This window comes from Mucilaginibacter galii, assembly GCF_014635825.1.
Classification (GTDB): domain Bacteria; phylum Bacteroidota; class Bacteroidia; order Sphingobacteriales; family Sphingobacteriaceae; genus Mucilaginibacter; species Mucilaginibacter galii.
The window spans coordinates 98,166-122,807 of sequence record NZ_BMDO01000011.1 but is presented as its reverse complement, the minus strand read 5'-3'; the positions used below and the strand labels follow the sequence as shown (position 1 = coordinate 122,807).

General features: G+C 44.5%; 14 protein-coding genes. 11 read left to right on the top strand and 3 right to left on the bottom strand.

What is annotated here, in order from left to right; genetic code table 11:
- Window positions 1-60: 60 nt before the first annotated feature.
- The 5 genes from IEV61_RS17615 to lacZ (IEV61_RS17595) all read left to right on the top strand — a co-directional run bounded on the left by IEV61_RS17615 (window position 61) and on the right by lacZ (IEV61_RS17595) (window position 12,543).
- The gene (locus IEV61_RS17615) at window positions 61-1,644 is read left to right on the top strand and encodes a glycoside hydrolase (protein ID WP_188418369.1); all 1,584 of its coding nucleotides are present in this window, start codon (window positions 61-63) and stop codon (window positions 1,642-1,644) included.
- A 30-nt stretch (window positions 1,645-1,674) separates the two neighbouring features.
- Complete coding sequence (locus tag IEV61_RS17610) at window positions 1,675-3,831, top strand: glycoside hydrolase family 43 protein (protein ID WP_188418368.1); 2,157 nt, start codon at window positions 1,675-1,677, stop codon at window positions 3,829-3,831.
- Window positions 3,832-3,920: 89 nt separating this feature from the next.
- Window positions 3,921-7,067: a beta-galactosidase, LacZ type gene (gene lacZ, locus IEV61_RS17605; RefSeq protein ID WP_188418367.1), complete on the top strand. Its 3,147-nt coding sequence runs from the start codon at window positions 3,921-3,923 to the stop codon at window positions 7,065-7,067.
- A gap of 7 nt (window positions 7,068-7,074) precedes the next feature.
- Entirely contained in the window at window positions 7,075-9,342 is a 2,268-nt protein-coding gene (locus tag IEV61_RS17600; RefSeq protein WP_188418366.1) for a S9 family peptidase, read from the top strand.
- Between the two features lie 84 nt (window positions 9,343-9,426).
- The gene (gene lacZ, locus IEV61_RS17595; RefSeq protein WP_188418365.1) at window positions 9,427-12,543 is read left to right on the top strand and encodes a beta-galactosidase, LacZ type; all 3,117 of its coding nucleotides are present in this window, start codon (window positions 9,427-9,429) and stop codon (window positions 12,541-12,543) included.
- A gap of 87 nt (window positions 12,544-12,630) precedes the next feature.
- On the opposite strand, the gene IEV61_RS17590 is transcribed toward lacZ (IEV61_RS17595), so the two are convergent.
- Complete coding sequence (locus tag IEV61_RS17590; protein ID WP_188418364.1) at window positions 12,631-14,415, bottom strand: aminopeptidase P family protein; 1,785 nt, start codon at window positions 14,413-14,415, stop codon at window positions 12,631-12,633.
- Window positions 14,416-14,630: 215 nt separating this feature from the next.
- Window positions 14,631-14,828 carry a hypothetical protein gene (locus IEV61_RS17585; RefSeq protein WP_188418363.1) on the bottom strand — a complete coding sequence of 66 codons (198 nt, stop codon included), beginning with the start codon at window positions 14,826-14,828 and terminating at the stop codon, window positions 14,631-14,633.
- A gap of 229 nt (window positions 14,829-15,057) precedes the next feature.
- On the opposite strand from IEV61_RS17585, the gene IEV61_RS17580 reads away from it, so the two are divergent.
- From IEV61_RS17580 to IEV61_RS17555, 6 genes are all read left to right on the top strand, one after another.
- On the top strand, window positions 15,058-15,933 hold the full coding sequence (locus IEV61_RS17580) for an AraC family transcriptional regulator (protein ID WP_188418362.1): 876 nt from the start codon (window positions 15,058-15,060) through the stop codon (window positions 15,931-15,933).
- Window positions 15,934-16,008: 75 nt separating this feature from the next.
- Window positions 16,009-16,938 (top strand): dihydrodipicolinate synthase family protein, encoded by a 930-nt coding sequence (locus IEV61_RS17575; RefSeq protein WP_188418361.1) that lies wholly within the window; start codon window positions 16,009-16,011, stop codon window positions 16,936-16,938.
- Window positions 16,939-16,972: 34 nt separating this feature from the next.
- Window positions 16,973-18,472, top strand: coding sequence for an aldehyde dehydrogenase (NADP(+)) (locus IEV61_RS17570; RefSeq protein WP_188418360.1), 1,500 nt, complete (start codon window positions 16,973-16,975; stop codon window positions 18,470-18,472).
- A gap of 12 nt (window positions 18,473-18,484) precedes the next feature.
- On the top strand, window positions 18,485-19,483 hold the full coding sequence (locus IEV61_RS17565) for a 4-hydroxyproline epimerase (RefSeq protein WP_188418359.1): 999 nt from the start codon (window positions 18,485-18,487) through the stop codon (window positions 19,481-19,483).
- A 44-nt stretch (window positions 19,484-19,527) separates the two neighbouring features.
- The gene (locus IEV61_RS17560; RefSeq protein ID WP_188418358.1) at window positions 19,528-20,784 is read left to right on the top strand and encodes an NAD(P)/FAD-dependent oxidoreductase; all 1,257 of its coding nucleotides are present in this window, start codon (window positions 19,528-19,530) and stop codon (window positions 20,782-20,784) included.
- Window positions 20,785-21,117: 333 nt separating this feature from the next.
- A complete protein-coding gene (locus IEV61_RS17555; protein ID WP_188418357.1) occupies window positions 21,118-23,616 on the top strand; it encodes a glycosyl hydrolase family 95 catalytic domain-containing protein in 2,499 nt (832 codons plus the stop codon).
- A 22-nt stretch (window positions 23,617-23,638) separates the two neighbouring features.
- Here the strand turns inward: IEV61_RS17555 and IEV61_RS17550 are convergent, their stop codons facing one another.
- Window positions 23,639-24,547 (bottom strand): AraC family transcriptional regulator, encoded by a 909-nt coding sequence (locus IEV61_RS17550; RefSeq protein ID WP_188418356.1) that lies wholly within the window; start codon window positions 24,545-24,547, stop codon window positions 23,639-23,641.
- Between the last annotated feature and the right edge of the window lie 95 nt (window positions 24,548-24,642).

Sequence of the window (24,642 nt, the reverse complement as noted above, 5' to 3'; positions counted from 1 at the left end):
GCAGCTTGTTTTGTGAAAAAGAAATCCTTAATTGCAAAATCATAAGGTCAAGCTTCAAAAATGAAAATATTTAAATCATACTTATCGCTCTCTGCATTACTGCTTTTATCATTATACTCAAGCGGGCAAAATAAAAAGGGCAATACGCTGGTTATTACGGTAGATGCCAAGAATACGGCGCAAACCATGCACAACTTTGGCGCATCGGGTTGCTGGTTTTCTGAAGGGATAGGTAAATACTGGCCTGTTGAAAAGCGCGAGAAAATGGCCGAACTGCTTTTTAGTAAGGCAAGGGCAGCCGATGGTAGCCCTAAGGGTATAGGCCTCTCGGCTTGGCGGTTTAACATTGGCGGAGGTACTGCAGAGCAAGGCGACAGCAGCGGAATAAAGGACTTTCGTAAGCGCGTTGAGTGTTTTTTGGCCCCCGATGGTACTTATGATTGGAACAAGCAGGCCGGTTATCAGTGGTTTTTGCGTAAAGCAAAGGCCTACGGCGTTGAAAACTTAATTGCTTTCTCCAATACACCCCCGGTGCAATTCAACCAAAACGGGCGTGGCTTTAAAACGGTCAAAGACTATAAGGCTAATTTAAAACCCGACAAATACGAAGCCTACGCCGATTTTTTAACAGAAGTAATCAAACACTTCGATAAAGAGGGCTTGCATTTTAATTATGTTAGTCCGGTTAATGAGCCGCAGTGGGATTGGTCAAACAAACCCGGCCAGGCCAGCCAGGAAGGCAGCCCCTGGAGTAATGCAGATATTCATAAGGTAATCTCCGCGGTAGATGCTTCGCTCGAAAAAAAGAAGCTTAGTTCTCAAATATTAACTACCGAGGCGGGTATGCTTACTTACCTGTACGGCGGTAAATCGTCGGCATCAAGCCAAATACAGCAGTTTTATACCGATACCAGCCGTTACAGCTTCAATAAATTAAAACACGTGCCGCGCTTTATAGCCGGCCATAGCTACTTTACCGATTCGGGCGATAGCAGTATTGTTGCCGTACGTCAGCACCTGGCCGATTCGGTTAGTAAATATGGTATTGAATACTGGCAGTCGGAGTATTCTATGCTGGGCGATGGCTTTCGTGAGGGCTCCAAGGAAAAGCGCAGCCAAATGGATTGTGCCCTGTTTTTAGCAAAAATGATCAATCAAGATATTACCGTAGGTAATGCCGCCGCCTGGCAGTTATGGAATGCCTGGGAACCAGGTAGTGCAGAGTGGGATACCCGTTATTACCTGCTTGCCCTAAAACCTGCCAACGAGCAGTATACCGATGGCAGTTTTACCATCACCAAAAACCTGTGGGCCATGGGCAACTACAGCCTGTTTGTACGCCCGGGCATGAAACGCATAAACACCAGCCGCAACGATGGGCTTAGCCCTGTTAAAGTAGCGCAGGATGTGATGGTGGCTGCCTTTACCGGCGGTAACGACAAACTGGTAATGGTGGTAATTAACTATACGAACGAGGCAAGGAACATAAGCCCCGAACTGAAAAATTTTAAAACGGTTAAAAAATATCGTACCTATGTTACCACAGCCAATGTAAACGATAACTTAAAACCATGTGCCGAGCAAAAATTTAGCGGTGCTATTAGCTTGCTGCCCCGTTCGGTAACTACAATTGTTTTAAATTAAGCTGCAAATGCTACAACACAAGTAATGGTCATGAATAAAAAAATAGTGCTAAAAGCTGCTTTGCTGTGGCTGGTTTCAACGGGCTTTAATGCCACGGCTCAAAACAGTAAGGCAACACAAAAAAACAGCGCCTACCTGTTTACCTATTTCACCGGGAACAGCAAGGACGAAGAGGCCATTCATTTCGCATTGAGTACAGATGGATACCGATTCAGAGCGCTTAATAATGATAAACCCGTTATTTCGTCGGCAAGCATCAGCGCAACCGGTGGTGTGCGCGATCCGCACATATTACGTGGTGCCGATGGCAAAAGCTTTTACATGGTTGCTACCGATATGGTATCTGCCAAAGGATGGGACTCGAACAGGGGAATGGTGCTGCTTAAATCGAATGACTTAATTCACTGGAATTCGAGCAAAATTAATATACCACAAACCTTTCCGCAATTTGCCGCGGTTAACCGGGTTTGGGCTCCTCAAACTATATACGACACTAAGGCAGGTAAGTACATGCTCTACTGGTCGATGCGTGCAGGCTCCGAACCTGATAAAATCTACTATGCCTATGCCAATAAAGACTTTACCGGGTTTTCATCAGAGCCCAAACAGCTTTATTTCAACCCCGGCAACGGCGCCACTATTGATGGCGACATTGTTGCTAAAGATGGCAAGTATTACCTTTTCTTTAAAACCGAAGGATCGGGTGCTGGCATTAAAATAGCCGTATCTGATCAGTTAACCGAAGGTTACGTGCTAAAGGATAAGTATGTACAGCAAACCACTAACCCTGTTGAAGGTGCCGGTGTATTTAAGCTCAACAATGGCAAAGGCTATATATTGATGTATGATTTATACACCAAAGGTAAATACCAGTTTACCAAGACTGCCGACCTGGAAAATTTTACTGTGGTAGATGATGAGGTCAGCATGAACTTTCACCCCCGCCACGGAACGGTGTTGCCTATTACATCAAAAGAGGAAGAGGCCTTGCTCAGCAAATGGGGAACAGCCGAGGAAGTTATGGAGTCCGTACAATCGCCAGCAGTTAAGAAACGCAACATCGTATTGGATACGGTATTGAAAACACTGATGCTTCCTGTTAAACCAGGTACGGTTATAAGCAAGTTCGACCCGGAGTTTATAGGATTGCCCGGCGTTGTAATTGCACCTAAAGCAGCGCAAAACTTTACTAAAGGCGCAGTAAAATACACTATAAACATTAAAAGCCATGCACCTGTAACATACGCAGTAACGGTTAAAGAATACCACAACCCGGTATTGGACGGCTACTTTGCCGATCCTGAAATTCTATATTCTAAAAAGACAGGTAAATACTATATCTACCCAACCAGCGATGGCTTTACCGGTTGGTCGGGCACATATTTTAAAACCTTTTCATCAACCGATTTGGTGAACTGGAAAGACGAAGGCGTGATACTTGACCTGGCTAAAGATGTAAGCTGGGCCAAAAAGAATGCCTGGGCACCAACCATAGCCGAGAAGCTGGTTAACGGCCAGTATAAATATTTCTACTATTACTGTGCAGCACAAAAAATAGGGGTTGCCGTAGCCAATGATCCTGTAGGTCCGTTTACAGATTCGGGACAGCCGCTGATAGATAAACGTCCGGAAGGTACAAAAGGCGGTCAGCAAATAGATCCGGCCGTGTTTACCGATCCAAAAACCGGCAAAAGCTATATTTACTGGGGAAACGGTTATATGGCTGTTGCCGAACTTAACGACGATATGATTTCGTTAAAGCCGGGCACCACTAAAATTATTACCCCCGATAATACTTTCAGGGAGGGATGCTACGTCATTTACCGGAACGGAACCTATTACTTCATGTGGTCGGAAGATGATACCCGCAGCCCTAACTACAAGGTGCGTTATGGTACATCCACATCGCCTACCGGGCCAATTACCATTCCTACCAATAATATCGTAATAACCCAGGATGCCGGCGCTGGTATTTATGCAACCGGTCATAACTCGGTAATCCAGGTTCTGGGTAAAGATGAATGGTACATTGTTTACCATCGGTTCACTTATCCAAATGGTATAAAAATGGGCGAATCGGCAGGGTATAACCGTGAGGTTTGTATTGATAAGCTTGAGTTTAACCCGGATGGCAGCATTAAGCAGGTAAAACCAACTTTAACGGGTATAGCACCTGTTAAAAAATAAGCAGGAAATTGTTTCAAGGTTAAAATGGTGTTAGTGTACGCCAAAATCTTTGTAGTACTTATTGCTTATTAGTACTAATTTTAACCATTATGCAATTATGGTTTAGGGTATATAGTGTTAAGAAAAGCAATCTGTTCGTACTGCTTTTGCTTTGTTTTTTTACGGCGAAAGCGCAAACTCCTGCCTGGCTCGATGAAACAAAGATAGAGGAGAACCGCATGAAAATGCATGCCTCTTATTTTACTTATGCAAACGAGGCCGAGGCTGCAAAAAACACCTGGAAGCAATCGGTTAATTACCAAAGCCTTAACGGTAACTGGAAGTTTTTCTGGGCCGAGTCGCCAGCCGGCTTGCCTGCAAACTTCGAGGTATCTTCTTTTAATGATGCCGGCTGGAAAAATTTCAGCGTACCCGGTAACTGGGAAATGAATGGTTACGGGTTTCCTATATATACTACCTCGGGTTTTGAGTTTACCTACCTTATGCCCAAGCAAACGCCTAATCCGCCGTTTGTGCCCATGCAGGTAAACAATACCGGTATTTATCGCCGGCAGATAACCATCCCTGAAAGCTGGGACGGTAAAGAAGTGATATTACACGTAGGCGCAGCAAAATCAAATTTAACTGTTTGGGTAAACGGTAAGTACGTAGGTTATGGCGAAGACAGTAAGCTACCTTCCGAGTTCAACCTGTCGCCTTACTTAAGCAAAGGTAAAAACCTGATTGTAATGCGTGTAATGCGCTGGTGCGATGCCAATTATATTGAAGACCAGGATATGTGGCGGTTGAGCGGTATTACACGCGATTGTTACCTGGTTGCCCGCAATCCTGTTCATTTATACGATATAGAACTGATTCCCGATCTGGACAGCCTCTATAAAAATGCTACCCTTAAAACAACGCTAACACTCAACCAAAAGCCATCAGCGCCGCTAACAGCCGAAATAGAGCTGAAAGATAGTACCCGTTTAATCACTTCACGCACTGTAAAGCTTGATACTTCGGCAAGCATTTCATTTGCCATGCCGGTTGCCGCTCCCAAGCTATGGACCGGTGAAACGCCTAATTTGTACGATGCCGTTATACGGTTGCGCAATGCCAAAGGCGAAGTGTTAGAAGTAATTCGTCAAAAAGTAGGTTTCCGTAAAATTGAAATTAAGAACGGGCTGTTTTTAGTAAACGGTAAACCGGTAATTATTAAGGGGGTTAACCGTCATGAAACTGACCCGGTAACCGGGCAAACCATTACCCGCGAAGCCATGCTGAAAGATATTCAGCTGATGAAGAAATTTAATATCAACTCGGTACGTACCAGCCATTACCCTAACAGCGAAACCTGGTTAGACCTGTGCGACCAGTACGGAATTTATGTAGTAGGTGAGGCCAATATCGAATCGCACGGTATGGGTTACGATATTACCCAAACCATGGCCAACCGGCCCACCTGGATGCAGGCGCACTTAAAGCGCGTACAGCGCATGATTGAGCGCGATAAAAACCATGCATCTATTGTAATATGGAGTATGGGTAACGAGGCAGGCAACGGCTACAACTTTTACTCGTGTTACCTTTGGATGAAACAACGCGACCCCAGCCGCCCTATACAGTATGAGCGTGCCGTGGCCGATTATAAAAACTTTATCTGGGAGTGGGATTCAGACATCATCGACCCTATGTACCCGTCGCCGGCCGGTATGCTGGCTTATGTAAAAAATAACCCTGATCCTAAGCGCCCGTTCATCATGTGCGAGTATGCGCATGCCATGGGTAACTCGCTGGGTAATTTTACCGATTACTGGGAGGTTATACGTGGTAACAAAAAGCACTTTCAGGGTGGTTTTATATGGGATTTTGTTGATCAGTGCTTTCAGCGTGTAAATGCCAAAGGCGATACCGTGTACACTTACGGCGGCGATTACGAACCTAAGGAAGCCATTACCGATTGGAACTATGCCGCCAAGGGTATTTTTTACGCTAACCGTACCCCTTACCCGCATGCCTGGGAAATGAAGAAGGTTTACCAGGATATTCATACCACGCTTAGCAGTGGCAATACGCTGCAAATTTATAACGAAAAGTTTTTCACCGACCTAAGCAATGTGAAATTAGATTGGGAAGTAGTGGTTAACGGCAAAAAGGTGCAACAGGGTAGCTTACCTAATGTAAACGTAAGCCCTCAGCAAAAGGCCTCGTTTATACTGCCTATAAAAAAGCTGGCTTTAGGCGAAGCCTTTTTAAACCTTTCTTTCAGAACCAGACAGGCCCAGCCTTTGGTACCTGCCGGTTACGAAATTGCGGTAGAGCAGTTAAGCCTGGGCGGTACGTATAAAAACAACATCGCTGTAAAAGGGCAATCGACTTTAACTAAAAATGAAGATAACGGTTTGCTTACCATTAGTTCGCCAACTGTAAATGTAGCCTTTGATCAGGCAACCGGTTTCTTAACTCATTACGCAGTTAACAAGCAGCAGTATTTAGATGCCAAAACAGCCTTTAAACCTAACTTTTGGAGGGCTCCTAACGATAACGACTTTGGTGCAAGCCTGCAAACTAAACTTAAAGCATGGAAAACCACCACAGAAAAACCGGTATTAAAAAGCTTGTCTTCAGCAATTGAAAACAATGTGGCGGTTATAAAAGCCGAATACGATTTACCTGATGTATTTGCCAGGTTATCTTTAGAATATACCCTCAACTCAAAGGGCGAATTGTTAACCCGGCAAAAGCTAACCGTTACCGACACGTCTAAGAAGGTAGAGATGTTGCCACGTTTTGGTATGCAATGGATTCTACCGCAGGGTTTCAACACAGTAGAATATTATGGCCGCGGTCCGCAAGAAAACTATCAGGACCGTAATTTTAGCGCCAACGTAGGCTTATACAAACAAACGGTAGATGCGCAATACTTTCCATACGTAACCCCGCAAGAAACCGGTAATAAAACCGACGTGCGCTGGTATAAAGTAGTTAATAGTAAAGGCAGGTGTTTACAGGTAATGTCTAACGTTCCTTTAAGTGTTAGTGCGCTGCATTACTTTGACAGTGATTTGGATGATGGTGAAAAGCGGCATCAACGGCATGCGGCCGATTTGGTTAAGCGACCTCAAACGCAGTGGAACATCGATTTAAAGCAAATGGGTGTAGGTGGTATTGATAGCTGGCGTTCGAGGCCCATGGCGCAGTACCAGTTACCCTACACCAATTATGAATTCAGTTTCCTGATCAAACCGCTTTAATTTAAGTATGAAAAGTTATTGTAAAAATAGCCGTGCTGTGTTTCTATCTATGCTGACTTTACTCTGCCTCTTTGGTAAGCTGGCCTGGGCACAGCAAAATAAGGTAACGGCTTATTATCCATCGCGCGATGAAATGCTGAAAAATTACAGTCACGCCTCGTTAACGGATTCGGCCGTGAAGGGTACGGTATTTAAGGCGACAGTTTCGCCTGTATGGAAACCCGATGGCAAAGGGTTTATTTATCGCAACATTATATCCAAAGATAGCCTGGCGCAATACGTGTACATTAATGCCGAGCAAGGCACTCGCCAACCGGCTTTCGATAACGAAAAGCTGGCCTCTGCATTGGGTAAAGTCACCGGTTCCGCCGTATCGAAAGACAGGCTGGTTTTGTATGATTTAAAATGGGAGGCTGATGGTGCCGGTTTGCAGTTTAAGTATAAAAACAACTTTTATACAGCTAACCTCATAAATTACACGGTTGCTAAAACCTCATCCTGGGCTAATAACCAACAGCCTTATCGCTGGCGCAGGCGCGACAGTATATCGCCCGATAAAAAATGGGTAGCTTTCATCAAAGATTTTAACGTTCATGTACGGCCGGTAAATGGCGGAGTGCCTGTTAAGCTAACTACAGCAGGTACCAAAGAAAAACCATTCGGTGAGTTACAGTGGGCGCCTAATGGTCATTACTTAACCGGCTATCATACCGATCCGCGTGAGATAAAAAAGGTTTATCATATTTTAACCTCGTTGCCCAATACCACGCGCGGCGAATTACGCTCGCAAGAGTACGCACAGCCCGGCGATGAGTTTACCGCTTATGAAATGTACACTTTCAATATGGTTACCCTCACAGGGCAAAAGGTACAGGAAGAAAAGATTGACTTTTTGGGCATACCCACCCAAAACTGGGAAAGCGATGGCAGGCACTTTATTTACGAGAAGGCCGATCGTGGGCACCAGCGCTACCGTATTATTGAGGTTGATGCCCAAACCGGCACAGCTCGCACGCTGATAGAAGAGAAAACCAATACTTTTATTTACGAGCAGCGTATTTACATGAAACACTTGCCCGCCACCAACGAAATTATCTGGTCGTCGGAAAAAAATGGCTGGCGGCATTTATATTTAGTAGATACCAAGGCTGGTAAAATAAAGAATGCTATTACCTCCGGCAATTGGGTGGTTAGAAGTATTGATAGCATTGATGCTGTAAAACGTGAAGTTTGGTTTACAGCAAGCGGAATGAATAAGGTAGAAGACCCTTACTTTGTTCACTACTACCGCATTGGATTTAATGGCAAAAACCTGGTTAGTCTAACCCCGGCAGCGGGCAATCACCAGGTTACTTTCTCACCCAATAAAAAATACTTTACCGATACTTATTCCACCATTAACACTGCCCCTATTACAGAACTGCGTTTTACACAAACCGGCAAAAAGATAATGGACCTGGAGCAGGCCGATATTAGCAAACTTATGGCCACGGGTATTAAGCTGCCCGAAGTATTTATAGCCAAGGCGCGCGATGGCGTTACCGATTGCTGGGGTATACTTTGCCGCCCGTCTACTTTTGATGTGCAGAAAAGCTACCCGGTTATCGAATACATTTATGCTGGTCCGCAAGATTCGTTTGTGCCCAAAAGTTTCCGGGCTTGGAGCGAGATGCAAAGTATAGCCGAACTGGGTTTTATGGTAGTAATGCTCGATGGTATGGGAACGGCCAACCGTTCAAAAGCTTTTCATGATGTATGCTGGAAAAACCTGGCCGATGCCGGGCTGCCCGACCGCATTTTGTGGATCAAAGCCCTGGCTAAAAAGTACAGCTATCTGGATACGACGCGGGTAGGCATCTTCGGTACATCGGCCGGAGGGCAAAATTCAACAGGAGCCTTATTATTTCATCCAGAATTTTATAATTGTGCTGTTTCGGCCTGTGGTTGCCATGATAACCGGGTAGATAAGCAATGGTGGAATGAGCAATGGATGGGATACCCGGTAGGGCCTCACTACGCCGAACAATCAAACGTAACCAATGCTCATAAGCTAAAAGGTCACTTGCTGCTCATCGTTGGCGAGGCCGATACCAATGTGCCGCCCGAATCTACCTACCGCGTGGTAGACGCGCTTATTAAAGCCAATAAAGATTTTGACCTGCTTACCGTGCCCGGAATGGGGCACAGCGATGGCGGACCGTATGGCAGGAGAAAGCTACGTGATTTTTTCGTAAAGCATTTGATGCTGATAGACCCTCCAAATAGAAATTTATAGTTATAATTGTCAAACTGAGTTTTATAAACCACCAAGGGTGTCAAGGCTGCTATAACCTGGCCTAACACTAATTAATATCCTCCTATGAAGAAACATTATTACCTGCTGCTATTACTGATTAGCCAGATAGCGTTTGCTCAAACGGCAGTAAACGACTGGGAAAATCCAAAATTGGTTGATCAGAATAAGGAAAAGCCGCATGCAACCTTTATGCTGTTTAATAACGAACAGGATGTTAAAAAGGATGATTACAGTAAATCTCCCTGGCATCAGTCGTTAAACGGGAAATGGAAGTTTGTGTATGTAGATAAATATGCTAACCGAGTAACCGATTTTTACCGTACCGACCTGGACGATAAGCAATGGAATGATATTGCAGTGCCCTCAAATTGGGAAATGAAAGGCTTTGGTACTCCTATTTATACCAATGTTACCTATCCCTTTCCCAGAAATCCACCTTTTGTTGGCGAAAATAACCCTGTTGGTACCTATCGCAGAACATTTACCGTGCCGGCCAACTGGGATGGTAAAGAAGTAATATTACAATTTGGTTCTATTACAGGTTGCGCATTTGTATATGTAAACGGCAAAAAGGTGGGCATGACTAAAGCCTCAAAATCGCCGGCCGAATTCAATGTAACCAAGTACTTAAATAAAGGGCAAAATTTGCTGGCTGTGCAGGTGTTTCGCTGGCACAGTGGCAGCTACCTGGAAGATCAGGATTTTTGGCGCATTAGCGGTATAGAGCGCGATGTGTTTTTATATGCCCTACCTAAATTAACCGTGTGGGACTTTTTTGTAAAGGCCGATTTAGATGCCGCTTACACCAATGGTTTGTTTACCGCCGATGTTGATTTGCGCCAGTTTGCAGGTAACGCCTCTAAAGCAGCCATGCTATCGGTAGCTGTGCAGGATAAGGCAGGTAAAGCCGTTTATAGCAAGCAGGTGCCCGTTACCTTGGGTGCCGATAGCATGCAAACGGTTCATTTTAGCGGTACAGTAAACAATCCGCTAAAGTGGAGTGGCGAAGCCCCCAATTTGTACGATTGCATTATTACTTTGAAAGATGCAAAAGGTGTAGTGTTAAACTATACCGGTACCAAAATAGGTTTCCGCAAGGTGGAAATTAAAAATGCCCAGTTAATGGTTAATGGTGTGCCCATACTGGTAAAAGGTGTTAACCGCCACGAGCATGATGATGTGGAAGGGCATGTGCCGGTAAAGGAAATGATGCTAAAAGATATTAAACTGATGAAATCGTTTAATATAAATGCCGTACGCACCAGCCATTACCCTAATGATCCGCTTTGGTATAAACTGTGCGACCAGTATGGTTTATACCTGGTTGATGAGGCCAATATAGAAACGCATGGGATGGGAGCAGAGTTTCAGGGCGGTTTTGATAAATCCAAGCATCCGGCTTACCTGCCCGAATGGGCTCCGGCTCATATTGACCGTACTATTCGTTTGGTTGAGCGCGATAAAAACCATCCATCGGTAATTATATGGTCGTTAGGTAACGAGTGCGGTAATGGCCCGGTATTTCACGAAACCTACAAGTGGATTAAAAACCGCGACAATACGCGCATGGTACAGTTTGAACAAGCCGGCGAAAATCCTAATACCGATATTGTTTGCCCAATGTACCCCCGTGTAGGTTCTATGACGAACTATGCCAATGCTACCGATAAAACAAGGCCTTATATTATGTGCGAATATGCGCATGCTATGGGTAACAGTTCCGGAAATTTTCAGGAGTACTGGGATATTATTAAAGCCAGCAAGCACATGCAGGGTGGCTTTATATGGGATTGGGTAGACCAGGGTATGAAGACCAAAGCCAGTAATGGTGATGTGTTTTGGGCCTATGGCGGTGACCTTGGCGGCTATAAACTTCAAAATGATGAAAATTTTTGTGCGAACGGATTGGTATCTGCCGACCGTACACCGCACCCTGGTTTGCATGAGGTTAAAAAGGTATACCAAAATGTAATATTTACCACGAAAAATGCAGGCACAGGTGTAATTAACGTAAAGAACGAATTCGATTTTACTAACCTTAACAACTACGCCTTTAAATGGGAACTTTATCGTAATGGCGAAAAGGTAAAGGAGGCCCCATTTGAAGTAAGCCTTGCTCCGCACCAGCAAAAAGATGTCAATCTGAAATTACCGATGTTTAAATCGGTAGCGGGCAGTGAATATTATCTTGTTGTAAAAGCTTTGACCAAAACGTCTACCGAAATGCTGCCTGCAGGCCACGAAATTGCGACCGAGCAATTCAAATACGCCGGCGATTATTTTGCCGTGGCTAATCCGGCAGGTACTTTAAAGGTAACTAAGGATGCCGATAAACTGGCTTTCACATCAGGAGCTGTTAGCGGCGAGGTTGATTTGAAGCAAGGGCGTATTACTAAATATACCAACGGCGGAAGGCCGGTAATGAGGCAGTTTCCTGAGCCTTATTTTTGGCGCGCACCAACTGATAATGATTTCGGTAACGGAATGCCGCAAAACATGGGCATTTGGCGTAATGCACACATTAACCGCATAGTAAAGCGTGTAACAGCCGGCGATCAAACAGCTAACGGTGTACCGGTGAAAGTGGAGTACGAACTTTCGGGTATTGGCGTGCCTTATACTATAGAGTATTTAATTCAAAACGACGGATCAATTAAAGTGACCTCTTCAATTGATATGACCGGCCGCGATTTACCAGAAATGCCGCGCTTTGGCATGCGTGTGCAATTGTCGGGCAATTACGGAAACCTGTCGTACTACGGCCGTGGCCCGTGGGAAAACTATAGTGACCGTAATACGGCCGCCTATATGGGTGTTTATAACGATAAGGTAGAAAACCAATACTTCAGAGGTTATATACGGCCTCAGGAAAGTGGTAATAAAACCGAGGTGCGCTGGCTAAATCTTACCAGTGCCGAAGGTAAGGGCATTCGTATTGAAGGTGTACAGCCTATTAACTTTAGTGCCTTAAATGTAAGCACTGAAGCACTTGACCCTGGCTTAAGCAAAAAGCAGCAACACCCTACCGATGTGCGTTTTAGTAATGATGTGTACCTGAACATTGACCTTGCACAACGTGGTGTTGGCGGTGATGATAGCTGGGGTGCATTGCCTCACAAACAATATCGTTTGCTTGATAAAAAGTACTCTTACAGCTACGTTATTAAATTGGTTGAGTAACCAACATAAACCAGCTGAATACAAAAGGCGCTGTCAACATTTCGAGGGATGTTGACAGCGCCTTTTTTGTAGAGAATAATTGCTGACTTAGTCGATGGAAAAAGCGTCACACTTTTGCTGAAGCCACTGAATTTCAGCGGGGGTTAAGTGAGGACTTAGTTTTTCTAACACTATCCGGTTATAGGTGTCTAACCATTGCAGGTGCTTGCGTTCCAATAACTCTTTTTTAACAGGGGTGGGGTCTATTAATGCCAGTGTAAGGGTTTCAAACTTGTAAAACTCACCAAACTCGTTTACAGTATCTTTAACGGTAAGCATCAGGTTTTCGATACGTACCCCATGCTTACCGGGACGATAAATGCCGGGCTCGATAGAGGTGATCATTCCCAAATCAACAGGGATGGCAACGTTGGTAGGGTTCAGTACTTGTGGGCCTTCGTGTACGTTTAAATAATAGCCCACGCCGTGACCTGTACCGTGGCCGTAGTTAATGGCATGTTCCCAAAGCGGCTGGCGGGTAATGGCATCTATCTGGTAACCACAAGTGCCTTTAGGAAAACGTGCGGTAGAACCATCTATCATGGCTTTAAGCACCAGCGTATAATCGGTTCGCTCTTCATCGGTTGGTTTGCCGAGCGCTAACATCCGAGTAATATCGGTAGTGCCGTAATTATACTGTCCGCCCGAGTCAACGAGGAATAAACCGCTCGCCTCAAGTGTGCTGTCGCTTTCGGGCGTTGCAGAATAGTGCGGCAAGGCTCCATGTGCCCGGTAACCGGCAATGCTGTTAAAGCTTTTACCTGCAAATGCAGGCTGTTCTTTCCTGAACTCCTCCAGTTGCTGTGCTGCCGAAAGTTCCGTAATATTTATTTGGCCAATGTTTTCTTCCATCCACTTAAAAAAGCGGGTCATGGCTACACCATCCTGTATCATGGCTAAACGAGTATTGGCAATTTCCACCTCGTTTTTAATGGCTTTAAGAAGCGTGCTCGGGTTGCTGTTCCTGATAATAGTTGCCGTGTCACTAATGTGTTTAAACGTACCGTATGACGTTTTTTTAGGATCGAGCAATATGCGGGCACCGGCTGGTAGGGCAGCAAGGGCTTGGCCAATAGCATGGTAAGGTGCGGTTTCAACACCATTTTGCAGCAATGTGCTAATTTCAGTATCGTTTAATTTTTCGGGTGCTATAAACAGCGTTGCCTTATCGACACTAATCAGCGCAAATGCCAGTACCACCGGGTTGTAGCTTACATCGTTACCCCGCAGGTTATATAACCATGCTACATCATCAAGTGCCGAAATGAAGTGATATGTAGCCGAGTGTTTATCCATGCCCTCTCGTACGGCAGCCAGCTTTTGGGCGGCTGTGGCGCCGGTATGTTCTGCATCAATTAAAAAAGCCGGAGCTGTAGGTAACTCGGGGCGGTTTTCCCATAAGGCGTCAAGGTAGTCAGCCGCGTGAAATTTGAAAGATTTTGAAGACAGTTGTTCAAATAGCAGGTCGCACAGGTGAACGGAAATTAACTTGGCATCGAAACCTATGGTACTGCCTGCCGGAAACTGTTGGCCAAGCCATTCAATATATTCGGGGGCATGTTGTACTTTCAGTTTCACCAGTTCGTAACCGGTGCCAGCCAGTTGTTCTTCGGCCTGTACAAAATATCTAAAATCGGCCCATAGCTGTGCATCGGTTTGCGTAATGAGTAAGCAGCCTGCCGAGCCGGTAAACCCTGAGGCAAAAGCCAGGCACTTATAACGCTCAGGCACATACTCACTAATGTGCGGATCTGATGAAGGGATAAGATAGGCATCTACGCCATCTTTTTTCATAGCCTGGCGTATGCCGTCAATTTTTTCCTGATAATTCATGTATAAGTAAGAATATTATGTTGATAGGCGGTTAGTATGTAACCTAATTTATTTAATGGCTCACTCATGTATGCCCGCAGAATTATTGGCAGGTAGTTTAACCTCCATGCGTATAGCCGTAATTTTAACGGGTTCAAATCGGAGGATATTGTATTAGCCTTTGATAATGCTGCCCGGCCAATCCTAAATTTTCCCAGCCGCCATACAATTGGCCTTTAAACCTGAATGTGCATAGCATCGTTGAACGGGCTATTGAGTAGTTTTAACTGCTGCCTGCTAAACGGATATACGTATACAGGCACTGCGTTCTTTACCTTCATTCGTTTATCACTCCACTGTGGAATGTACGTTTGCGAACGAGCTGTAAAAGCGATACAAAGTAGCATCTGAAAAATAATAAAAAGCTTATTCATGGTTAAACTGAGCGTTAACTATAAGTAAAAGTAACGTAACTGCATTAGGCAACCAATGCCGTTATTGACATTTAGTGGTATAATTTTGCGGACTTTTTCACAAGAGTAAACTATATCTTAACCTTAACTTGACCAGTATTGACCGTATTTTAACCATTATATGTTAATAACTGATTTTTCAGGTTAATATCTGATATATTTAAGGTGATTATAAACCATTCCATGTTATATGAAAGCTTTGCAATTCACTTTACCTGTAACATATGATAAATCTGTTATAGTTCAGGAAGAACAGCTTCCACACTTTTATCCTTACCTGCATAGGCATAACGAGGCCCAGCTCACCTGGATACAGGAAGGCGAGGGGACCCTTGTGGCGGGTACCAGCATGCACTCGTTTAGTGCAGGCGATATATTTTTACTGGGCGCAAACCAACCCCATTTATTCAAAAGTAACCCCGAGTATTTTTCAACAGACAGCAGTAAGCAGGTACGCTCTATGATGGTATTTTTCAATCCTCATGGTAAACTTTCTTCACTGTTTGAACTGCCCGAAATGCAAGTGCTACGCTCTTTTATACAGCAATATTCGGGCGGCTTTAAGCTGCCGGCTAAGTATGTAAAAACCATGTCTCAAAAAATACAGGATGTGCAGCAAACTCAGGGGTTTAACCGTTTCATGCAGTTTTTTCAGTTGTTAAAATCCTTGTACACTATCAATGGTAAGTTAGTGCCACTATCTATTACCCCGGTAGAGAACGTAAGCGAAAGCGAGGGGATAAGAATAAGTACCATTTATAATTACATTATGCAGCACTACGATACCATGATAACTCTGGAGGATGTAGCTGCCGAGGCCCACATGACGCCACAGGCTTTTTGTCGTTACTTTAAAAAGCATACCGGGCACACTTTCGTAACCTTTTTAAATGGGATGCGCATTAACGAAGCCTGCAAAAAATTAACCGCAGGCAAGTGCGAAAGCATTTCTGCCGTGGCTTATACCTCGGGCTTTAACAGCATTACAAATTTTAACCGTGTATTTAAAAGCGTGATAGGTAATTCGCCGCGCGAGTACCTGGAAAGCTACCGCAGTAACTTTTAAATACTGGCTAATATTTGCTTAGTATTGATTAATACCCGAATACATTTTTTCTGTTAGTCAACTTAGTTTTGTTATATGAATACAATATCATGGATTGGGGTTTACCCTGCTTTGTTAACCCCGTTCAAAGAGAACGATGAGGTTGATTACAGTATTTTTGAAGCCAATATTACAGCGCAGTTAAATGCCGGTGTAGATGGTGTAATTGTAGCCGGATCGCTTGGAGAAGCAAGTACATTAAGTACCGCCGAAAAGTTTGACGTGCTTAAATATGCCATTAAAGTGGTTAACGGCCGGGTGCCTGTTATTTTAAACATTGCCGAGCCAACAACCAAAGAGGCTTTGGTTTTGGCAAAGGGTGCCGAAGAAATTGGTGCTGCCGGTTTAATGCTGCTTCCGCCTATGCGTTACAAAGCCGATGACCGCGAAACGCTTGCTTACATGACCAGTGTTGCCCAAAGTACCAGCTTACCTATTATGGTTTACAACAACCCGGTAGATTATGGTATTTTTATTAACCTTGATATGTTTGAAGAATTGGCAAACTATGAAAATATACAGGCGGTAAAAGAGTCTACGCGCGATATCTCGAACATTGCACGTATGAAAAATCGTTTTGGCGACCGCTTTAAAATTTTATGTGGTGTTGATCCGCTGGCGTTTGAAAGCCTTGCTGCGGGTGCCGATGGATGGGTTGCCGGTTTGGTTGATGCTTTCCCCGAAGAAACGGTAACCATTTATAAACTGGTTAAAGCCGGTCAGTACGAAGCTGCTTTAAGTATTTACCGCTGGTTTTTACCATTGCTCGAGTTGGATATTCATCCTAAGCTGGTACAATACATTAAACTTGCCGCTACCGTAACCGGTATTGGTACCGAGTATGTGCGTGCACCGCGTTTAACATTAGTTGCCGAAGAGCGTACCCGCATTTTAAAAGTAATTACCGATGCTGTTGCCATACGTCCCACCCTGCCAAACTGGAGAAGTGAGGATGTAACGGCCTAAACCGGAAATAGTAAGCGCAAGCTAAATATCTTATATGTACAAAGAAACAAGTTTGGAAGAGGTAGACGCCATTTTGGCCAAAGCCGGTCAAGCCTACAGGGAGTTGAAACGATACTCTATACGCCAGCGTGCCGCTTTTATGCGCGCCGTTGCGGTTGAAATTGAGGCACTGGGCAATGAGTTGATCAAAACAGCTATGAACGAAAGCCACCTTACCGAGGCCCGTTTAACCGGTGAGCGTGCGCGTACTATTTTACAGTGGAACAGTTACGCAAACTACGCCGAATTAGGCAACTGGCTTGATGTGAGGATTGATATGCCATTTTTAAGCCCATCAACCAAGCCCGATATTCGTAAAATATCGGTAGCATTGGGCCCGGTAGCGGTATTTGGTGCAGGTAATTTCCCGTTTGCGTTTTCAACAGCAGGCGGCGATACCGCATGTGCCATAGCGGCCGGTTGTCCGGTTGTGGTAAAAGCGCATCCCGGCCACCCGCAAACCTGTGCACTAATGGCGCAAGCTATAGAAAAAGCAAGGGTAAAATGCCGTATGCCCGAAGGAATTTTTGCCCAGGTTTATGGTGCCGGAATTGAAATAGGGCAGGTGCTGGTAAAGCATCCGGGGATAAAGGCAGTAGCTTTTACAGGCTCCTATCAGGGTGGTAAGGCACTTACCGAAATGGCTGCGCAGCGTAGCGAACCTATACCCGTGTTTGCCGAAATGGGCAGCATTAACCCAGTGTTTTTACTTCCCGAAAAATTAAAAAAAGACGGAAATGAAGTTGCCGGTCAGTTTATAACATCGGTTACGCTGGGTGTTGGGCAATTTTGTACCAATCCGGGCTTAATGATAGGCATAGCCGGCGAAGAGTTGAACAGCTTTACAGCTGCGCTTGAAAAATTGGCACATGATGCCCCTCCAGCTACAATGCTGCATCCGGGTATTGCTGCCAACTATGAAAAAACCAGGGAGAAGGCGCTGCGGCAGCAAGAAGTTGAGGTGCTGGCTCAATCGGGTATCGAAGCGGCCGAAAATCAGGGTGGCATAACCTTAGCTAAAGTGAGTGCTCATACCTTTACAGCTAATCCTGCTTTACAAGAAGAAGTTTTTGGACCGTATTCGTTATTAGTAGTGTGCCAAAATGCAGATGAAATGCTTGCCGTAGCCAACGCTATAAAAGGGCAGTTAACCGCAACATTAATTGCTACAGGCGCTGACCTGGAAGCTAACCGTGAACTATATGAGGTTATACAGGAACGCTGCGGCCGTATTGTTGTAAATCAGTTTCCAACCGGTGTAGAGGTTTGTTTGGCCATGCACCACGGAGGGCCGTATCCGGCTACCTCCAACAGTGCCTTTACTTCAGTAGGTGCCGATGGTATTAAGCGCTTTACCCGGCCGTTATCTTTTCAGAATTGGCCTAACCAATACCTGCCCGCAGAGTTACAGAACGAAAACCCATTGGAAGTATGGCGTACCATTAACAACGAACTTACGCTGGAAGCCATAAATTTAACCGTAACCAGTTTATAAAAATATCATAGAATGAAGAGAACGTTTTCGTGCATTGATGCTCACACCTGCGGTAACCCGGTTCGCCTGGTTACGGGAGGCGGCCCTATTTTAAAAGGGAACAGCATGATGGAGCGCCGTTTACATTTTTTAGAAGAGTTTGACTGGATACGTAAAGGACTCATGTTTGAGCCCCGCGGGCACGATATGATGAGTGGGAGCATCCTTTACCCGCCTGTCGATCCTGCTAACGATATAGGCGTGCTTTACATTGAAACTAGCGGTTGCTTACCTATGTGTGGCCATGGCACCATTGGTACGGTTACCATTGCCATTGAAGAAGGACTGGTAATACCTAAAGTGCCCGGTAAATTACGCCTGGAAACTCCTGCAGGCCTGGTACTGGTTGATTATGTGCAGGAGGGTAAAAAAGTAAAATCGGTTAAACTAACCAACGTGAAATCTTTTTTAGCCGCCGAAAACTTAAATGTGGATTGCCCTGATTTGGGTGTTTTGCATGTTGACGTAGCCTACGGTGGAAATTTTTATGCTATTGTTGATCCGCAGGAAAACTTTAAAGGTATAGAAAATTATACGGCCGACCAGCTCATTAGCTGGAGCAGGGTTTGTCGTAAAAAAATGAACGAGTTATACAGCTTCGTGCACCCGGAAAATGAACACATTAAAGGACTGAGCCATTTTTTATGGACAGGCGCCACACTAAGCGCCGATGCTACCGCCCGTAATGCCGTTTTTTATGGGGATAAGGCCATTGACCGGTCGCCGTGCGGAACGGGTACATCGGCTCGGATGGCGCAGTGGTACGCTAAGGGCAAGCTCAAAAAAGGTGAAAAGTTTATTCATGAAAGTATTATCGGGTCTAAATTTACCGGTACTATCGAAGAAGAAACTACACTGGGTAATCAACCCGCTATTGTGCCGGGTATTGAAGGCTGGGCTGTTGTAACCGGCTACAATACCATATTTATTGATGACGATGATCCTTACGCTCATGGTTTCCAGGTAATTTAATATTGCCGTATAAATTTTTGATCTCTAAAGTTTAAACTACAAATATGTCTACCCCCCGTTCCGCTATCATTATTGGCGGAGGTATTATTGGCCTCTGTTCTGCTTACTACCTGGTTCAATCGGGCTGGGAGGTCACCATCTTAGATAAAGGTAACCTTGCCGATAACTGCTCGTCGGGCAACGCGGGTATGATAGTGCCCAGTCATTTCATCCCTCTGGCAGCTCCCGGTATGGTAGCCAAGGGAATTAGGTGGATGTTTAACAGCAAAAGCCCCTTTTATGTGAAGCCGTCGTTAAACCCAAAGCTTATATCGTGGGGTTTGCAATTTATAAAGCACGCGAATGATAAGCAGGTAAATAAAGTGGCCCCGCATTTAAGAGATTTGCACTTATTAAGCAAGTTACTATATAGAGAGCTTGCTGCCGAGCCGCAGCTTAACTTTGGCTTTGAGGATAAAGGTATACTGATGCTTTACAAAACAGCGAAAGCAGGTGTTGAAGAAATTCATGTGGCTAAGCAGGCTCAGCAATTGGGTTTAGATGTTGACGTTTTAAATTACAGCCAAGTACAAAGCTTAGAGCCACATACCGAATTAAATATAAAGGGTGCCGTGCACTACCGTTGTGATGCTCATATTTACCCTAACGCGCTGGTTACCCAGTTAACTGCTTATTTAAAAGCGAAAGGCGTTAACATTCAAACTAATTGTACGGTAACAAATTTCACCGCCGGTAATAACCACATTGATTCTGTGAATACATCATCAGGAAATTTCAGTGCCGATTTGGTGGTAATGACAGGCGGTGCGTGGATGCCCGAACTGGCAAAAAAAGCAGGTATGAATATTCCTGTGATGCCTGGTAAGGGTTATTCTTTTATGGTCGATAATGCTGATAAAAAGATCGTACACCCATCGTTGCTATTAGAAGCAAGGGTTGCCATAACCCCTATGAACGGTAAAGTTCGTATTGGCGGCACTATGGAAATTGCACCCGTGAACAGCAAAATAAACATGAACCGGGTACAAGGCATTGTGAATGCCGTACCTGATTACTACCCCGATTACCAGGTAAAACTACCCCAGGTAAAGGATGTATGGTATGGTTTCAGGCCATGCTCTCCCGATGGATTGCCCTACATTGGATACAGTGAAAAATGGAGTAATCTCATTGTAGCAGGCGGTCATGGCATGATGGGTTTAGGCCTTGCCCCGGCAACCGGTAAGTTAGTAGCCGAACTTGCCAGTCAATCGGCACTTTCTACAGGTATTTCTGCCTTTGATCCTAATCGGTTTAATTAACCCAACCATACCAACAAAACTTGCAGTTCGGTACGAACTGGAGGACATGATACTCTCAAGTGGCGATCGGAGTTTACAAGTAAAAGGTCTTTTAGCATGTGCTGAAAGGCCTTTTACTTTAGAAAAGTTTTTTTTCTTGAAATAAGTTCGTGCATATTTTGTGTTTAAAACAGTGCATCTTAAACAATGCATTGTCCATTGAAGTGCATTTTAAAATAGCATATTTTCGTTGCTTAGGCCAACCACTTCTTCAATTCCATACAATATTCCGCTTACAGCTTTGTCTATATGAATCGGTAATCAGTAGTGTGTTGGACAATAAATCATAAACTTATGAATTTAACAAAGCCTAACCTGCCGAATAAAATAGCTTTATTAATTCTTCTGCTGGTGGTAAGTTACAGACAGGTAGCCATAAGTCAATCTTTGTTAGCTACAAAACTTGCCCGGCAACACGCCATTGTGGTGAACAAGCCGGCCCCTGATTTTTTTGAAGGTGCGCTTTTAGGTAACGGTGGCATGGGTGTGGTGGTTACAACCCGGCCCGATGCTGTGGTGCTTTACTTTGGGCATAACAATGTTTGGGATATCCGTATTGCCGAAAATCATAAACAGGAAATAGGCACGTTTAAGAAAGTATTTGAAAAGATCAGCAAAATTCCTACGGATTTAACGAACCTGACAGACGACCCCTGGTACAGGGAATACAACAAGCTTACTTCTGATAATTATAGCAAACCCTATCCTCGGCCTTTTCCCTGCGGCTCGTTGGTGCTGGGTTTTGACCGCCGGAAGATCAGGTTATTGAGGCATAAATTAGATATTTCCAACGGCCTATGCGAAGTAACGTTGTTAGATAAACGCAATAGAAAACTCAAGCTCAAACTGTTTATTGATCTTAAAAAAGATAACTTGCTCATGTCGCTTTATGGCGAAGACGGAAAGTTGGTAAACAATGTTTTCGACCGCATCAATATCATCCCCGACCCTTCTACCCCTTCGGAGTTTCCCAAATATGAAAGCCGGGTAAATTTAGCCGGAGGGGTGCTGATGTTTAGACAGGTATTACCCTCACAGGAACCTGCTACTTATACAGCGCAAGCCAATCATCCAAATGATAAGGCATTTACACTAACCGCACAGTTAAGTACTTCCCTGTTCAAAAAATCACGGAAAAACTGGAACGGTAATATGGAGGAGATGGCTCCGCTGGAAGGTGCTTTGCCCGATAATAAGCCTTTTGAAGCGGTGGTGGCGCTGCAGAACGGCTTGGCAGATAATGTGCATTTGCAAATTGAAGCGCCCGATAGATCTTTGCTGCAATTTAATGACCTGCTAAAAAAGAACATAGCCTTGTGGAATGCTTACTGGAATAAATCGGCTGTAAAGCTAAGCGACCCATTTTTGGAGCGCATTTGGTACCGTAATCTGTATTTTTTAAACTGTGCCGTACATCCCGAAGCCACTTGTCCGGGTATATTCGGAAACTGGAGTTATAACAATATTGGCACCGCCTGGCATGGCGATTATCACATGAATTATAATACCCAGCAACCATTATGGGTAACGTTTTCCAGCAATCATATTGAAAAGAATCTTGCTTATGTTAATTTGATCGAAGCATTGATGCCGGTAAGCCAAAAGTGGGCTAAAGGATATTACGAACTGCCCGGCGCTTACTTTCCGCATTCGGCTTATCCGGTAACCATGACCATGAACCCTTATCCTGTGCCCGATTGGGGCTGGGAGGTTAGCGAAACACCCTGGGCGGTGCAAGGCTTGTGGTGGCACTACCTGTACTCGGGCGATGAGGGATTTCTGAAAACAAGGGCTTTTGCGCCCATGAAAGCCGCTGTTAAATTCCTGAATGCTTACATGCACCGCCCCGAAGCACGCAGCGTAAAACGCTGGAAAGATGATAAATATCATGTGTTTCCTACCATACCACCCGAGTTATATGGGCTACAGCCCGGGTTCAGGTTTAATTACGACTGCACGGTCGATCTTTCGCTGATCAAGTTCGTGTTTAACGCGTATACCAAAGCGGTTTACATTCTGAATTACGAAAAGCAGGAAAGCGATTTGGTGAAAGAGGTAAACGATGTACTTGCTCATTTGCCGGAATATGCCACCACCCAATCTGAAGAAAACGGTAAAATACTGGTATCTGTTCCGGGCGAAAATGATAAAGTGGTATACAATGTTCCTAATGCGCTTTTCCCGGTATTCCCGGGAGAGGATATAGCATTGATGAACGACTCTAAAGGTATGGAGTTGTTGAACAATACATTCCGCAATCAGCAAAACGAAGGCGGGAACAATCTGGTGATGATGAATCTGCAATCGGCCAGGTTGGGTAAGCTTGACCTGGAACAGTTTAAGAACCAGGTTTTGTATTGTTTGATGCCTAATGGTACGGCCACAGATATGGTAACACAAACCAATGGTCGTTACTCTGATGGGTCCGATTTTACCTACATGTCGCGTATGGGTATTTGGGTAGAAAACTTTGCGTTACCGGCAGTTATTAACGAATGCCTGATGCAGAGTTACTCAGGTACCATTCGCTTGTTTCCTAACTGGCCCCAAAATGCTGCATTTAGCACCCTCCGTGCAGCTGGTGCCTTTTTGGTAAGTGCATCACAGAAAAATGGCGTAGTGCAAGCGCTTACTATTGAAAGCGAAAAGGGGCAGGATCTAAATTTGGTGAATCCATGGAAAAACCGAGCTGTAAAAGTTAAAAGTCAGTATGGCGAAAAAGTACTTAAAGGCAATATCATCAGACTTAAAACAAAATCCGGCGAAAAACTGACAATTGTCCAGAATAGGTAGTAAACCGTTAAAGAGTCATTAATCAGGCAATGCCGCTTTTGGCAGAGGTTTTAAACGTGGTGATCTTATATTGTTCGGGCGAAATGCCCATGTACTTCTTAAACACGCGCGAAAAATAATACGGATCGTCATATCCAAGGTTAAGGGCAATGTCTTTGATCCTCGACTCATTGGCATACAGTAGCTGGCAGGCCTTTTGCATCTTAATGTTGATAAAGTAATCAATAGGTGGCATCCCGGTCGACTTTCTAAAGAGTGTTGAAAAATGCGAACTCGACATCCGGTGACGGGCAGCCATGTCTTCAATAGAAAGTTTCTTATCAAGATTGTCGCGCATAAACCGGATGGTTAACGTGGTAATATCGGTGCTTTCTTCTTTGGCAACTGCAATATGCTTTTCAGGGAAAAGAAATGTTGCCACAAAGCTGTATAGGCAAAAGCTGGCGTTGCACAAGTTTTCTTTACTATAACCCAGTTCTAAACTCTGGCACATATCCTGCCACAGCTCAATGCCTTTAGCGTTAAACGGAATTTGTACAGGGCCTTTGTGTTGGTCAATCTGTAAAAAGCTGTTGAAGGTTTGCAGGTTTTCGCCGTTAAAGTGCACCCAGTATATGGTCCAGGGGTCTTCGGCATCGGCCCAATATCTGATAACCTGATCGGAGGCTGGGATGATGGTGTATTGATTAGCAGTAAGCTGGTATCTTTTGTCGCCAATAACGTAATGCCCTTTACCTTGCAGGCAATAAAAAACAATATTGTCCTCGCAGCCTTTACGCCATTCGCGGTAATGGCCCGAAGCCTTAGGAAAGAAGCCAATATGAGCTACATATATTTGAAAAAAGCCTGGCTCTTTATTGAAAAACTCTTTGTAAACCTTCGGCGGCAGGTTAATCAGTTTTTCTCCCTCAAAGCCATCTCGTTTTTTCATTAAGCAATTATAAGTTGGTGTATCGGTAAATTAAAGCATTTTCCATCATCAGCACTCATTGGCAAAACACTGCGAGGTTGCTATATTATGAAAAA

Bases quoted from the DNA above. Each gene is read 5' to 3' on its own strand.
- IEV61_RS17590 (WP_188418364.1), bottom strand. From the start codon at position 14,415: ATGAATTATCAGGAAAAAATTGACGGCATACGCCAGGCTATGAAAAAA.
- IEV61_RS17555 (WP_188418357.1), top strand. From the start codon at position 21,118: ATGAATTTAACAAAGCCTAACCTGCCGAATAAAATAGCTTTATTAATT.
- IEV61_RS17560 (WP_188418358.1), top strand. From the start codon at position 19,528: ATGTCTACCCCCCGTTCCGCTATCATTATTGGCGGAGGTATTATTGGC.
- lacZ (WP_188418367.1), top strand. From the start codon at position 3,921: ATGCAATTATGGTTTAGGGTATATAGTGTTAAGAAAAGCAATCTGTTC.
- IEV61_RS17570 (WP_188418360.1), top strand. From the start codon at position 16,973: ATGTACAAAGAAACAAGTTTGGAAGAGGTAGACGCCATTTTGGCCAAA.
- IEV61_RS17600 (WP_188418366.1), top strand. From the start codon at position 7,075: ATGAAAAGTTATTGTAAAAATAGCCGTGCTGTGTTTCTATCTATGCTG.
- IEV61_RS17550 (WP_188418356.1), bottom strand. From the start codon at position 24,547: ATGAAAAAACGAGATGGCTTTGAGGGAGAAAAACTGATTAACCTGCCG.
- IEV61_RS17575 (WP_188418361.1), top strand. From the start codon at position 16,009: ATGAATACAATATCATGGATTGGGGTTTACCCTGCTTTGTTAACCCCG.
- IEV61_RS17585 (WP_188418363.1), bottom strand. From the start codon at position 14,828: ATGAATAAGCTTTTTATTATTTTTCAGATGCTACTTTGTATCGCTTTT.
- IEV61_RS17580 (WP_188418362.1), top strand. From the start codon at position 15,058: ATGAAAGCTTTGCAATTCACTTTACCTGTAACATATGATAAATCTGTT.
- IEV61_RS17565 (WP_188418359.1), top strand. From the start codon at position 18,485: ATGAAGAGAACGTTTTCGTGCATTGATGCTCACACCTGCGGTAACCCG.
- IEV61_RS17610 (WP_188418368.1), top strand. From the start codon at position 1,675: ATGAATAAAAAAATAGTGCTAAAAGCTGCTTTGCTGTGGCTGGTTTCA.
- lacZ (WP_188418365.1), top strand. From the start codon at position 9,427: ATGAAGAAACATTATTACCTGCTGCTATTACTGATTAGCCAGATAGCG.
- IEV61_RS17615 (WP_188418369.1), top strand. From the start codon at position 61: ATGAAAATATTTAAATCATACTTATCGCTCTCTGCATTACTGCTTTTA.